Below are 13817 nucleotides of genomic sequence, written 5' to 3' on the forward strand. Positions count from 1 at the left end.
GGCAACCTTTGGCCCAAAGCAAGGGAAAGGGAAAGGAAAAACAACCATAGAGGCAAATAATCAAGAAAAAATTTGGAATACAACATAGAAGGGGCATATTGCATATGCCCGCAGCATACAAACCTAATTTATTATCATCTGGGAAACCCTTGGAAGGGGTGAAGTCTTTGTAGAACTTGGATGTTTGAAACGGCCAACCCCCAGAGGGGGTGAAATATTTTTCAAAAAATCTTTCTATGGATAGAAAATAGTTTTCTCATCTTAGATTTGAAATGAACGAAGGTGTAGGAACAGTATGCAAATAAAATCATATATTCCCTGGTCTCTCAGCATAAAAAAACTGAACTTAATCGCATTGCCATCGGTGCTAGCTGTGAAGTTAGGATGGGGGATCTAGGAGATTTCCTGGATTTTGGTTTGACCTTATTCGAGACATATTCGGAAAATTCGCAAAGTGGATAGAATATTTCTCGAATATGGCTCGAATGATTCTCGAATAAGGTCAGAATTAGGATAAGAAAATGACTTTAATTTTCTAGGTCCATGATCTCTTCTGCCAATGTCTCCCAATCTTGTTGCAGGGTTTCCAATTTGGCTTTTTCAGAGTTGTAATTTCTGGTATGTTCCTGCAATTTTACTGCATCGGAATAGATTTCCTCTTGAGCAAGCTCGGTTTCCAATTGCTTAACCAAGGTTTCTTGGTTTCCAATATTTTCCTCCAAGGCTGCAAGTTCCTTGTTTTTCTTCTGGATAATTCTTTTGGTATCTTCAGTAGGAGCGACTTTCTCCTTTTTAGGTTCCTCTTTCGGTTTCTTTTCCTGTTTTGCTTCGGGTTTGATCACACGTTTCGAGTTCCACTCCTCATATTCCTGATAGGTACCTGGATACTCCTTGATTTCTTTGTCTTCGATAAACCAAATCTTGTTTGCCACATGCTCTAAGAAGTAACGGTCGTGGGAAACCACGATCAATGTACCCTCATATTGTTGCATGGCTTGGATCAAGATATTAACGGAAGCCATATCCAAGTGGTTGGTCGGCTCATCGAGTACTAGGAAGTTAGCATCTGCAGTCAATGCCTTAGCTAAAGCCACCCTTGATTTTTCACCTCCGGAAAGGACTTTGATTTTTTTGAAAACATCATCTCCAGTGAAAAGGAAACTTCCCAAAATGGAACGTAGTTCTGTTTCGGTATGCTTAGGCGCAAAGGCCACCAGTTCCTGTAAAATGGAATTTTCTAAGTGCAAGGCTTCTAATTGATGCTGGGCAAAGAAGGTCTGGGAAACATTATGTCCCTTAGTGCTCTTGCCTTCAAATTCAGAATCTGCATCTGCTACGATCCGCAATAGGGTTGATTTACCTTTACCATTGGCACCGATCAACGCAATTTTATCACCTTTTTCAATCAGGCCATTCGTGTTTTCCAGGATTTCTACGTTCGGGTAAGATTTGGAAATGTTTTCCATGGTTACCACATGTCGACCTGATGGTTTGGAGAATTTAAAGCTGAAGTTCACTTCAGGGTTGTCATCATCCACCTCATCTACCTTTTCCATTCGGTCAAGGGCTTTTATACGAGATTGTACCATTTTAGCCTTACTTGCTTTCGAACGGAACCTTTCGATCAACCTTTCCTCTTGTTTGATCTTGGCCTGTTGGTTTTTATATTGATTGCCTTGGATTTCTTCACGCAATGATTTTTCTTCCAGATAGAAGCTGTAGTTTCCAGCATAAAGGGTCAATTTTCCCTTTCTGGATTCAACCGTTTTATTGATGATCCTATCCAAGAAATAGCGGTCATGGGAAACAATCACGATGGCACCTTCAAAACTTTGTAGGTAGGTTTCCAACCATTTGATGGAGGGTAAGTCCAAGTGGTTGGTAGGCTCATCCAGCAATAAGATGTCAGGAGCTTGCAGGAGGATCCTGGCCAGCATCACACGCATCCGCCATCCTCCAGAGAAGGTCGCCAAAGGTCTTTTTTGTTCCTCTTCTGAGAAACCTAAACCTGCAAGGATTTCATGAGCACGAAATTCGATACTGTAACCATCCAATGCCTCAAATTCAGTCTGCTTATCGCTCAATTTATTCAGGATTTCATCCGAATAGTCTGTTTCTAATTTTTTGAGCAGGTTTTCAATTTCCGTATGCAGCTGATTTTGTCTTTCAAAAGCTTCCATTGCAACATGAAGAATGCTTTTTTCAGAATGATAGGATAGGAGGTCCTGGTTTAAATAACCTAATTTTAGGTCTTTGGCCATGGATATGGTCCCGCTGGTAGGTGCGTATTCCCCTACGATAAGTTTCAATAAAGTGGACTTTCCGGTACCGTTAGCACCGATAAGACCTGCTTTATCCCCTGGTTTGATATGCCAGTTTGCCACATCGTACAATGCCCTTGAGCCAATTTCAAATGTTAAGTTATTTATAGATATCATTTCGGGTGCAAAAGTAATGAATATTTCTGCATCTTTGGCTACCTTTGCACTCATGTATAAGCTAGTTAAACCATTTTTCTTCTCGATGAACCCTGAACAAGCGCATCATAATGTGACTTCAGGCTTGAAATTTTTTAATAAAGTATGGGGTTCAAAAGCATTGTTGAAATCCTTGTATTGTGTAGAAGATCCGAGGTTAGAAACCAAGGTCTTTGGCTTGACCTTCAAGAATCCAGTAGGGTTGGCTGCAGGTTTCGACAAGAATGCAGAATACATCGAGGATATGGCTAGACTAGGATTTGGCTTTATTGAAATCGGTACCGTTACACCAAAGCCGCAACCTGGAAATGATAAACCTAGGATGTTCAGGTTGGTCGATGACCATGCCTTGATCAACCGTATGGGATTCAATAATAAGGGTGCTGATGTAGCTGCCGGAAAACTTAAATTCCTAAAGGAGAGAAACGGTGTTTTAATCGGTGGAAATATCGGTAAAAATAAGGTTACACCAAATGAAGAAGCTGTAAATGACTATATCTATTGCTTCAAGGCTTTGTTTGACTATGTGGATTATTTCGTGGTAAACGTAAGCTCACCCAATACACCGGGATTGCGTGATCTTCAGGAAAAAGAACCGCTTATGCATATCTTGAATACATTGCAGCAATTGAACCTGGAAAAGGCAAACCCAAAGCCTATCCTTCTAAAGATTGCTCCGGATTTGACCTTTACCCAATTGGATGATATCGTTGAGATCGTGATGGAAACCAAAATCGCAGGGGTAATCGCTACCAATACTACCATCGCCAGAGAGGGATTACAGAGCCACCGAATGTTGGTACAGGAACCAGGTGGCGTCAGTGGAAAACCATTGACCCGTCGTTCTACAGAAGTAATCCAATACTTGGCAGATAAATCCAATAAAGCCTTCCCGATCATTGGGGTAGGTGGTATACATTCTGCTGCGGATGCCATTGAGAAATTAAATGCTGGAGCAAGTTTGGTCCAGGTATATACCGGTTTTATCTATGAAGGGCCATCTTTGGTGGCAGATATCTGTAAGGGGATCTTGAAAGAGAGAAGTAGGTAGAACCAGGATGGAAGGGATGAGAGGATGGACCAAGATCGTGTCCATTATGTCGCTGGAAAGGTAGCCGATTTTGTAGGGGCTTATTGCATAAGCCCGCCTCCTGCAATCCTAACATCAAAATCTCCCTTTAGGGTGATTAACTCCTTCATCCTTTTAGGACAGATAATTACCCCCAGAGGGGGTGGAATCTTTGTAGAAATTTGATGTTTGTAATGGCGAACCCACAGCGTGGGTGAAATGTTATACATACCTTTTGTGTTAGCCTGAGTTTGCCGAATGGGCCTCGGAAGTATCCACTCTTCATTTGAAAAATAGTTCCCTCATCTTACGATTTCGGGATGACAAACACCTCAAAAAATAAAAAAATAGATTCTTCACTTCACTCTGAATCCCTCTTTAACGCATTTTGATTCTGAACGAATAGTGAGGAATCTGTACGGTTCTCAATATAAAGACCCTGTCATCCTAAATCTTTGATTTAGGAACTGTTCGCCAGTACAAACTATTGCAGATAGAAAAACTGTATGCCAATGCAATTATTCACAAAATTAGGTTTGCAATGTTCTGAGATCCTTCGGATGAACCTCAGGATGACTAAACGGAGGATAACCGCAGGTAAAGGAAAGTATGCCAATGCAATTATTCATAAAATTAGGTTTGCTATGTTCCGAGATCCTTCCTGCGTCAGGACGACAATGGGGTGTTAGCCGAAGATTTAGGAATTGTTCGCCAGTACAAACTATTGAAGATAGAAAAACTGTACGCCAATGCATTATTCACAAAATTAGGTTTGCAATGTTCCGAGATCCTTCGGATGAACCTCAGGATGACTAAAAAAACTTAACATAATGACATTTCCCATTGGGGCAAAAATAAAAAGAGCTGATTTTTTCAAACCAGCTCTGTACAATATCTATAAACTCAATACTATTGAGTTACTTTTTTCAAGATATAATTGTCTTTCAAAGGACCGTCGATAGGTTTTCCATCTTGGTCTAGGGAGAACAATTGGTTTTCGCCAACTTTTAGTTTCATGTTTACTTCTTTACCTACTAAATGAACGACACTGCCGTTGTCATGCCACATAAATTTACCGGTATCCTCAATTTTAGTGTCTCTTTCTTGATATTCACCTTCATAGGTAAAGGTTTCATCGGAGTTTAAGGTCACCGTAGTTTTGATTCCTGGACAGTCAGCGCAAGGAAATACGCCAGAATAGGTACCCGCCCAATCAACCGAATTTTGGGATGTATGGGTGCTGTCAACGGGGTTAGAATCTGTCAATACCGTTTCACTTGAATCTTTAGATTCCAATTGTTTATTAGCGTTTGAAGTACAAGAACCGAATGTCAATAACGCTGCGGTTCCAGCAAGTAAGCATAGTTGTTTCATATAACATAAATTTTATATTCAAAAATGCCCAAAAACTGCGCCAAAAGCTACATTACCAAGAGTTTTTGTAATAATAAATTTCCTTATAAAAAATTTCAGCTGTAAACCCATTTGGTCTACAGCTGAAAATTAATTATTAACAAAATACTAATATTGATCGATAAAATATTTTAAGAGATCTGTTGTAGTTACTATCCCTACAAGGTCTTCACCGTCCACGACTGGAATGGAGTGGAAAGAAACTTGAGAAAGGGTTTCTGTCACTTCCTTTATAGTCGCTTCAGGATCTACCGTCAATGGTGATTTAGCCATTAACTGCGGAATGCTGTACATATCATAAACGATAGTTTCGATATCATCCTCTTCGTTTACATCCGCATAGCTAATTTTCAATAAATCAGAATAACTGACTACCCCAACTAATTTTTTGCCCTCTACAATAGGCAAGTGACGGATATTATGTTTCTTGAATAGTTTCTCCGCCTCATATAAGCTATCTTTTGGAGTCAATGTGATCAACTCGGTTGTCATAATCTGCGATACTGGAACTCTTTGTTTCATGATATTTGATTTTAATGGTTTGCTTAATCCTTTACTCAAATATCATGTTTGCATTGCGCCAAAAACAGGAGATTAATTACGTTAATAAATGATCTTTACCGCGCTAATATTGTACTTTTTTTTGTAACTTAATAGTTGGCCCAAAATTCAAGAATTGCTTACCATTTTATATTCCGATAAGCAGCATCCCAGAAATTAAATTCCAATCTACTTGCGGCAATAAAGACTTCAAGCATGGCTTTTCTACCTTTATCTGTGCTGTTTTCTGCCATGTAATCACTATACTGTAGGGCTTTTTTCACACCTTCGGCAAATTCATCGCCACTATAGGTCTCAATCCAATTCTTGTAAGGGTTATTATCTGTATTCTGGTTTTGATAGATATGGTCTCCCACTTCTTTGTAAATCCAAAAGCAAGGTAAGATGGCTGCCGTAGCTACCTCTATGGGATCATAGGCCACCGTACTTTTCAAGAAGTGAATATAATGGTGACAAACGGGCTCTATCATAATCTCTTGATTGGGTTCAAGCTTGAATTGCTTGAAATAAGCCTCATGTAAAGCTCTTTCCACGATCAAGGCATTCTTGCCAAATTCAAAGAAGTCCAAGGCCATTTCATTGTCCTCTGCCTTTGAACCGAGTGCCGCAAGTGCTCGTCCATAATGTTCGAGGTATTTGGCATCCTGTAGCATATAGAACTGAAACTTTTCCAATGGGAGGGTTCCGTTTTTCAATTCTTCGATAAAGGGCATTTTCAATATTTTATGATAGATGGGTTGGATAGCTTCCCAAGCTTGATCAGTCCATTTCATATTTAATGAGTCTTTGAGGGTTAAAAAAGTGATTCAGTGGTCCATTTCCTTTTCCTATCAGCAGATCTTTGCTTCCTTTTATGGCACTGTTGATATACATGAGAGCATTTTCGGTGGATTGTTCCAAGTGATAGCCACGGGCAAGGAATGATGCAATGGCAGAGGAAAGCGAACAGCCTGAGCCGTGTGTGTTCTTGGTATTCACACGTTTAGATTCGAAATATTGCGCTGCTTGGTTTTTCTGGATCAATATACTGGTGAGTATATCGCTTTGAAGATGTCCACCTTTTAATAGTGCAGCATTACAGCCTAAGCTCAAGATTTCATCAGCGACTTCTTCCATCGCATGTACGCTGCTGATTTCTCTACCCACCAATACGGAAACTTCATCAAGATTAGGGGTAATGATTTGGGCTATCGGAAACAATAGTTCTTTAATGGCCGCTATGGTTTCTTCATGGATCAGCCGATGTCCGCTAGTGGAAACCATAACCGGGTCAAAGACGATACTGCCTTTATAATCTTTCAGGGAATTAGCAATGGTTTCGACCAATTTGCTATTATGTACCATCCCTATTTTGATGCTGTCGGGATAGATATCTTCAAAGAGACAATCTAATTGCTCCTTTACAGCCTCAACAGGGATGTCGAAGATGTTCTTCACCCCTTGGGTATTTTGTACCGGCAAAGCCGTCAATACATTCATGGCATAGCAGCCTAGGGATGAAATGGTTTTGGTGTCAGCTTGGATGCCGGCACCACCACTGCCGTCAAAGCCCGCTATACTGAGAACAGTTGGTACTTTATATTTTTTGTTTTCTTTCATTTTAATAATCCTTTCAACAGTTCGGCTGCTTTTCTTGGGTCTGAACTGCCGCAAATTCCAGAAACGACAGCAATGGAATTTGCGCCGGCTTGAAATGCCTGTCCAGCATTGTCCTGGTTCATGCCACCGATAGCGATCAGCGGTTTATCGGCTTTTAGTTTTATTTCTTGTATACCGTGAATACCCCAAGTGGTCACAGTATTGGTCTTTGTCGCTGTTTTAAAAATAGGGCTGAGCCCCAGATGATGGGTTGGGGCTATTTGAGGACTTTCCAGTTGATCTTGGTATTCCAATGACCAGCCAATTTTCAGGATATCTCCATATTTTTCAGCAATGTCCAGGGGCTGTGTATCCGAAAGGCCAACATGAACGCCCCAAGCATGGATTTCAACTGCAATTTCAGGAGCATCGTTGATGATCAGAGGAATCTGGTATTGGTCTGTAATTTTTTTCAGTGCCTTTGCCTTGTTCAAATATTCCGTATGGCTGAGTTCTTTTTCACGCAATTGAATGATATCCACCCCGCCCAATATGGCTTCTTCCGCAACTTGCAGCCAATTCATTTTAACACAATCTTTTTCTGAAATCACCAAATAAAGGGGATAGGGGAAATCAGGATGGATTGGCATATTTTTTTAGTTTTAAGTTGCCTAAAATCTGTTCTTTGGCAAGATTGTAAAGGATGTCATAAAAATTGAGTTGAAGGCTACCTGGGCCTTTCGATATTTTGGCAGCCAATTCGCCTGCAAGACTAGTGATGGCAATACCAGCGACAGCTTCTTGGTAGGGGTCTTTTGCTAAGCCAATGAATGCTGCGGTAATTGCGGAAGCCGTACAGCCCATTCCAGTTACCTTGGTCATCACGGCGGTGCCGTTTTTGATTTCGGTGATTTCATCCTTTGAAATGACATAATCAGTGGCACCGGAAATACAAACTATGGATCCCGTTTCCTCTTGCAGTAACTTTCCGGCATCTAGGGCCGAGCTGCTTGATTGGGTGCTGTCCACACCTTTAGCACTTTTATTGTTAAAGTTCTGAAGGGCGATAATTTCAGAAGCATTCCCACGAATGACCGTTGGTTTTAATTCCAATAGAGATTTTAGCGTTTCATTGCGTAGGGTAGAGATACCTGCACCAACCGGATCCAATACCCAAGGTTTAGCTAATTTGTTGGCCAGCTTTGCGGCTAGGATCATATTTTCTGCCCATGGTTTGCTTAGGGTACCGATGTTGATGACAAGGGCATTGCAGAAACTGAGGACTTCCTCTAATTCCTCTTCGGCATGGACCATAATTGGAGATGCACCAAGTGCCAGAAGGGCATTTGCGGTATTGTTCATGACCACAAAATTTGTAATGTTTTGAACGAGTGGAGATTTTTCTCGGACTTGAGTCAATAAATGATAAATGTCGTTTTCCATTATTTGAAAAATTAAAAACAATAATGGCTGAAGGGAGGGAATAGGCAATTAGGTTTGCCAAGCAATTTTGCTTTTCCCTACGACGGTTTTAACCGTATCAGGTTCAAAGGGTCTGTCTCAATTCCTATTAGAATACCCCTAAAGCCAATCAAATATAGCCCAAACAATCTGCAAAGACAAATTCTTGGGCTATAGCTTTATTTTTCGTTCAAAAGAATCTTAATTCTAAGGATGGTGTCTCGATCTTTCTGTTTTTCACTTTCGCTCAAGATTTCCCAAGGAATCAGGGAGGGGTGGAGTTTAAGCTCATCATTTCGTACTTCCCCATAGTCCCAACCATTGATATATCGGTGTGCCATCCAGCGGTTATGCTCGATAATGGCCAAGGTTTCCACTTCATCCTCACTGAAAGCTATTGCATCCGGCTGGTTTACTGGCCATTCTTTATGGGTCAATAAAAACTTATAGGGAATATGGTCTGCCTGCGCTCGGCTGGCATCTTTTGCATCTTCGCTCAGGGTTAACCAATCAGAGGTGTATCGGGCACTTTCTGAACTGGTACCGGAAAGTAATTTTCTATAATCATCATGGATGGCCTGGGCTAATTTGTCCAATTTATTGCCCGTGATAAATTCAAGGTTACAGATATCTTCCATCTGACCAAAGAATTTTATCCTATCGCTTTCTTCCGAATAGCGGATCAACTTCCGCAAACCTTTTCCTTCAGCATTGAGCACATAGATCGGGAATTTACTATTCTGGGTTTTGTCCAAGAGTTCCAAAGCGGTATTGAGATTAGTTTGGTCCTGGTCGAAAGCAGTAATGAACAAAGTTTCATTGCCTTTATCCAATAATTCCTCCCTAGATACCAGCTCATTGTAGGTTCCTTGAAAATTATGGAATTCAATAGGAAAAATCTTATTGGCTTTAGGATATTGCTCGATGAAGTAATTCCTGTCTTTTTCAGCTTGCTCGGAATAAACAGCAATTTTTAGGTCATTTTCGACAGAAATATGGAAAATCCTCATGGCTTGGACCAACATGGCTTTTGCGAAATCCCCATAGCCTAAAAATACGATTTTATTGATATCGGAAAGTTCCTTCCCGGATCGCTGAAGATCTATTGGAAATTGCGAAAAAAACTGCCTTGCCAACATCTTGTGGATGTTGAAGAATCGAAGTTGGATTTGGTTGTTATCTAAATGGATTCCGGTGTTCTTGACCAAGTCGATCAACCTTGGGTTGCTGATATGTAAAAAGCAAAGCAGGTCGTTCTGACATTTTGATCTATCGTAGATATCCTGAACAGATTCAATGATTTCAATTACGGTTTGCTCATTTTCTAGGAAGACGATCAGTGAAGAGGCGCGTTTGATCCCTGCTTCCAGTAGGGTACTTTCTTCTTCGGCATTTCCGATAATCACTAAGTGGCCCTGTTTTTTTACAGAATTGATGTCGGCATGCTCTGTTTCCTTTTCAATGGCAATTCCTTTTTGCTTATAGTCTTCCTTTAGGCTTTGGAAAAGTTGCCTACCTTTTTTTGAGATACCCACAGAGATGACATGGTTCTGTTTGAAAGAAGCCTTTAAGAGATTGAACTGTTCGGAGAATACCTTTTGAATAATCTTGTAGGCACCGAAAAGCAGAATGCCAATGGCACATATCTTAGCTAGGATCAATTCCCAGGGTACATTTTCAGCTTCTAGGCCTGAACCTGAAGGGTCGCCACCGAATACGATTTTGATGATGCGGTATATCCGATCAGGTAGGTACCTCAAGGAGTTGCTCTCAGGAAAGAACTTGGATAAACCGATCCAAGATAATATTATCAAAAAGCATACAAATGCTATTCCCAATAGACCTTTTTGTCTTCTTGTCAAATTCATTCTTTATTTGCTTAAGTTCTGTTTTGCTTCTTTTAGGAGCGTTTCAACTTCAGATTTCAGTTCTTTGTTCTTGATCTTGATCAATTGTTTTTCTGTAATGTCAACCATACGCTGACCTATCAATTTCGTTTCAGGCTTACTGCTGAAATAATTGGCAACCATAGCCCTGGCCAACGGATGGTAGTCATAGGTCACTGCCAACAATTGAAGGTTCGCCTCATTTTGGATAGGGTAGTTTTTCTTCAAGATATCGGTAATCTTGACGTTGGAGCTAGGGGATACTGACCTGACGAATGGATCTTCAAAATACCAGGTGTCATAGGTGCCGGTCGTATCAATATAGTTCAGGATTGCTCCGGTTTCATTGTCATATTTTTTACCATAGAATTTCTCCAAATCTCTAGCCAATTGGTCTTTGGACATGCTGACCTGTCCTGGAACTTCCCAGATATTGATGGCGATGCCATTCATGAGTGATTCAATGGTCATTAACCTTTTGTCGCCTGGCATTACATTGATCTGATCAAATCGCTGGTTGATAAAGGGCATAGTCAGGATGTTTCCGGTTTTTGCATCAACCACCTTTGCTGCATAACGCATTCCTTCGCCGTCATCCTGTACAAAGATCTGCTTGTCATCATCCGAGAAATGGAAGTATTGTGTGTTTTTGCTGATGCGGATAGTTTGGCCAAATGATTTTTTGTCCTCCAAATCCCATAACCGCATATGGGTGGCGTCTTCAGAAAGGGCCAGTATATTTCCTTGGTTATTGAAGACCATAAACGGCGTAGCGATGGTTTTCATTTCCAAAATAGGTTTATAGGTTTTGGTTTCTAATACCTGTGCATCGCCGGTAGAACTGACCTTGATCAAGTATTGAGAATTAGGACTGAAAGCGCCACTGCTCAAAGCGTCCTTTCCTTCGATAAGAACTTTTTTAGAAGCAATATCCACCACTTTCCAGCCATCAGGATTTACTAAAATCACTGATCTGTAATCTGGGCTAACCGTAAAACCAGCGATATCCTGTTCCTGCGTATAATTGATGTTCTGTTTTCCGGTTTCAATATCCCAAGATGCAAAGCTGTTCTTACCGGTCCTTGCGAGGACTTGGGTTTCATCCTTATTGAAGATGTAAAGTTTCGCTTGAGAATCAAATGGCTTTCCAACTGGTTTCCCCGTGCTGGCATCAAAGAAGTAGGTTTTACCACTTTTGCCCTTAACAAGTATCCGTTTAGTTTTGTGGAGTACTAGGTGAACCGTTACCTCTTCAGGTACCTGAATAAAGTTTTTGGTTTTTTCGCCAGTCTTAAGATCCATCTTTTCCACTGACTTTCCAGCTCTGTATCGTAAGAATGCAGAATCATCGGTAATACCTGGCTCAATATGGGCAAGATCTTTGGTTTCATAGAACTGTGCCACTCTTAAGGGGTCGCCTTTTTTGTTTTCAATAAAGGTCTGTGAATTTCCACTTACCAAAGATTGGGTCCAATCTGGTGAGTTGGTTTCTGCATTTCTAGCATCTTGTTCCATAATCTTCATCATGTTGCTGAAAAAGAAGATGTTTTCTGGTAATTTACTGGTTTTGGTAATGGATCCGTTCGACGTATTGATCTGGTTGATCTGGGAATCATTTCCTTGGTATAGATTACCATTACCGGTGAAGCCGGTAAACCTGACCAACATGGCTGATGGGGCAGACCATTGAACGCCATTGGATTTGTTGAAATAATTCGTTCCATCAGCATTGTGAAAGGCAATTTGGTTTCCATCATTACTGAAGGTCGGTGTCTTGATTCCAGATTTGAAGTGTTTTTTAAAGACTGGTTTAGGGTCGACTGCAGCTAGGTCATAGATGCTAACTTCAGAATCTTCTGGAAATAGACGCTCCACAAATAGAGTTTTGGAGCTATTGTCAATATATGCAGAAGATGGAGCAATCTGCTCTGTTGCCGAAATGACCTGTTCTTGTTTTGTTTCCGTATTGAAAAGTACGACTTCCCGTGACCTTTTATTGAATACTATATATTTAGCGTCTGGTGAAACAGCTATTATGGCAATAAAGGAGCTGTCCGGATTTAATCGAAGTTCCTCTTTTTGGTCCTTTTCAATATCGTATCTGACGATATTGCTGTTCGTTGTGGTAACATATGCCCTGTTCTGTCCATCGAACAGCGGGTAGCGGGTTTGGATTGCGGTGATATCATCCCGTTGTTTAATAAGTTTCCGATCAACGGCATCCCAAACTTGGAGTACATTCAAATTGTTTCCGGCACTGGCGAACCCAACCAACCATTTGCCATCAGGGGAGAAGCGCGTTACACCGTAATTGACATTTGGCATTCTGGTAAGATCATCTTGGACCGACAACATGGAGTGTGCAAAAAGTTCTGCACTTTCATCACCTCTTCGGGTTGCTTCCGCAATATATGCGGCGCCATCACCATATTCGCTTTCGGTCAATTTATTGATTCCTGAAGCATACAATGATTTTGCAAGATTGCGCAAGGCGGAGTTTCTTTGGTTCCAGGCAAAAATACCGGCAATGATGGCTAGGATACCCAAGGCAGCAATGGCCGTTGCAATGCGTTTGATATTTTTGTTCTTCTGTTTTATTTTCTCCAATTGGTAGGCTTGGTCCCTCTTGGTCAATTCACCCAATGGTACGCCCAATATTCCGGATATTATTTTCAACAAGGCGAGGTCCAATCTTTTCTTGTATTCCTCGACCTGGTTTTTGATGAGGTGGTTTGCTACTCCTTGTTCGTGCAAATACCGGCGATAGCCTTCGGCAGTGGTGAATCCTTCGTCCTGTGTATGTGGAATACGGACATCAGCAGCAAGTACTTCCTCCGGTTGATCTTTGATTACCTGTCCATTTTGATCAATGTTATATCGCAGTTCATCAGGGAAACATTGTGCTTCGGTATGTGTATCGCCATATTCAGGCTCACCTTTTAGGATCAAAGCCATGATCTGCTTGGATTTGCCCGTCTGTTTGAAATACCTGATTTCGTCCCGTACATAAGTTGATCTGGCTGACTTAGGAGAGCTTAAATAGATCAGGAATTCAGAACGGTCGAGTGCTGAGGTCAGGGAACTGCTCAAGCTAGAACTGGCCGAAAGTTCCTTTTCATCCTGAAAAACGGGGTAAATCTGTCTTGGGATTTCCTGGCCGGCAGCATTTTTCTTACCGATAAGGTCTTCAGGGATTTCATAGGTTTCTAATGCATGGTGTAGCCAATCCGCCCATTTCCTACCTTCACCCTGATTATCACTATGACTATAACTTATAAAAGCTTTATACTTCTTACTTAGGTCTTGCTCTTGATTTTCCATGTAATAGCTATTTGGTAGTATCTTGAATTTCAAATGACAAAAACCAATCCC

Annotated in this window: 10 protein-coding genes and 1 riboswitch; of the genes, 1 reads left to right on the top strand and 9 read right to left on the bottom strand. The window is 41.0% G+C overall.

Annotation, left to right across the window (positions count from 1 at the left end):
- Positions 1–527: 527 nt before the first annotated feature.
- Complete coding sequence (locus tag ACWIB3_RS15785) at positions 528–2438, bottom strand: ABC-F family ATP-binding cassette domain-containing protein (protein WP_454292124.1); 1911 nt, start codon at positions 2436–2438, stop codon at positions 528–530.
- Between the two features lie 52 nt (positions 2439–2490).
- Between ACWIB3_RS15785 and ACWIB3_RS15790 the strand changes: the two genes are divergently transcribed.
- The gene (locus tag ACWIB3_RS15790; protein WP_185218335.1) at positions 2491–3528 is read left to right on the top strand and encodes a quinone-dependent dihydroorotate dehydrogenase; all 1038 of its coding nucleotides are present in this window, start codon (positions 2491–2493) and stop codon (positions 3526–3528) included.
- 927 nt (positions 3529–4455) lie between these two features.
- Here ACWIB3_RS15790 and ACWIB3_RS15795 read toward each other — a convergent pair.
- The 8 genes from ACWIB3_RS15795 to ACWIB3_RS15830 all read right to left on the bottom strand — a co-directional run bounded on the left by ACWIB3_RS15795 (position 4456) and on the right by ACWIB3_RS15830 (position 13766).
- Positions 4456–4920, bottom strand: a complete 465-nt coding sequence (locus tag ACWIB3_RS15795; protein ID WP_185213811.1) for a copper resistance protein NlpE — start codon at positions 4918–4920, stop codon at positions 4456–4458.
- 147 nt (positions 4921–5067) lie between these two features.
- A complete protein-coding gene (locus ACWIB3_RS15800) occupies positions 5068–5481 on the bottom strand; it encodes a CBS domain-containing protein (protein WP_093097648.1) in 414 nt (137 codons plus the stop codon).
- A gap of 158 nt (positions 5482–5639) precedes the next feature.
- Entirely contained in the window at positions 5640–6293 is a 654-nt protein-coding gene (gene tenA, locus ACWIB3_RS15805) for a thiaminase II (RefSeq protein ID WP_454292093.1), read from the bottom strand.
- Positions 6280–7119, bottom strand: a complete 840-nt coding sequence (gene thiD, locus ACWIB3_RS15810; RefSeq protein WP_454292094.1) for a bifunctional hydroxymethylpyrimidine kinase/phosphomethylpyrimidine kinase — start codon at positions 7117–7119, stop codon at positions 6280–6282. The genes tenA and thiD overlap by 14 nt, the downstream gene beginning before the upstream one ends.
- Positions 7116–7748: a thiamine phosphate synthase gene (thiE, locus tag ACWIB3_RS15815; protein WP_454292095.1), complete on the bottom strand. Its 633-nt coding sequence runs from the start codon at positions 7746–7748 to the stop codon at positions 7116–7118. The genes thiD and thiE overlap by 4 nt, the downstream gene beginning before the upstream one ends.
- Entirely contained in the window at positions 7732–8541 is an 810-nt protein-coding gene (gene thiM, locus ACWIB3_RS15820; RefSeq protein ID WP_185218331.1) for a hydroxyethylthiazole kinase, read from the bottom strand. Before thiM ends, thiE begins: the two co-directional genes overlap by 17 nt.
- A 57-nt stretch (positions 8542–8598) precedes the next feature.
- Positions 8599–8691, bottom strand: a riboswitch (TPP riboswitch).
- A gap of 47 nt (positions 8692–8738) precedes the next feature.
- Positions 8739–10427: an NAD-binding protein gene (locus ACWIB3_RS15825; RefSeq protein WP_454292096.1), complete on the bottom strand. Its 1689-nt coding sequence runs from the start codon at positions 10425–10427 to the stop codon at positions 8739–8741.
- A gap of 3 nt (positions 10428–10430) precedes the next feature.
- Complete coding sequence (locus tag ACWIB3_RS15830; RefSeq protein ID WP_454292097.1) at positions 10431–13766, bottom strand: toll/interleukin-1 receptor domain-containing protein; 3336 nt, start codon at positions 13764–13766, stop codon at positions 10431–10433.
- Positions 13767–13817 lie beyond the last annotated feature (51 nt).

The sequence above is a fragment of the Sphingobacterium sp. NPDC055431 genome (genome assembly GCF_053644255.1).

Excerpts from the sequence above, each read along its gene's own strand:
- ACWIB3_RS15785 (WP_454292124.1), bottom strand. The coding sequence starts at position 2,438 with ATGATATCTATAAATAACTTAACATTTGAAATTGGCTCAAGGGCATTG.
- ACWIB3_RS15790 (WP_185218335.1), top strand. The coding sequence starts at position 2,491 with ATGTATAAGCTAGTTAAACCATTTTTCTTCTCGATGAACCCTGAACAA.
- ACWIB3_RS15795 (WP_185213811.1), bottom strand. The coding sequence starts at position 4,920 with ATGAAACAACTATGCTTACTTGCTGGAACCGCAGCGTTATTGACATTC.
- ACWIB3_RS15800 (WP_093097648.1), bottom strand. The coding sequence starts at position 5,481 with ATGAAACAAAGAGTTCCAGTATCGCAGATTATGACAACCGAGTTGATC.
- tenA (WP_454292093.1), bottom strand. The coding sequence starts at position 6,293 with ATGAAATGGACTGATCAAGCTTGGGAAGCTATCCAACCCATCTATCAT.
- thiD (WP_454292094.1), bottom strand. The coding sequence starts at position 7,119 with ATGAAAGAAAACAAAAAATATAAAGTACCAACTGTTCTCAGTATAGCG.
- thiE (WP_454292095.1), bottom strand. The coding sequence starts at position 7,748 with ATGCCAATCCATCCTGATTTCCCCTATCCCCTTTATTTGGTGATTTCA.
- thiM (WP_185218331.1), bottom strand. The coding sequence starts at position 8,541 with ATGGAAAACGACATTTATCATTTATTGACTCAAGTCCGAGAAAAATCT.
- ACWIB3_RS15825 (WP_454292096.1), bottom strand. The coding sequence starts at position 10,427 with ATGAATTTGACAAGAAGACAAAAAGGTCTATTGGGAATAGCATTTGTA.
- ACWIB3_RS15830 (WP_454292097.1), bottom strand. The coding sequence starts at position 13,766 with ATGGAAAATCAAGAGCAAGACCTAAGTAAGAAGTATAAAGCTTTTATA.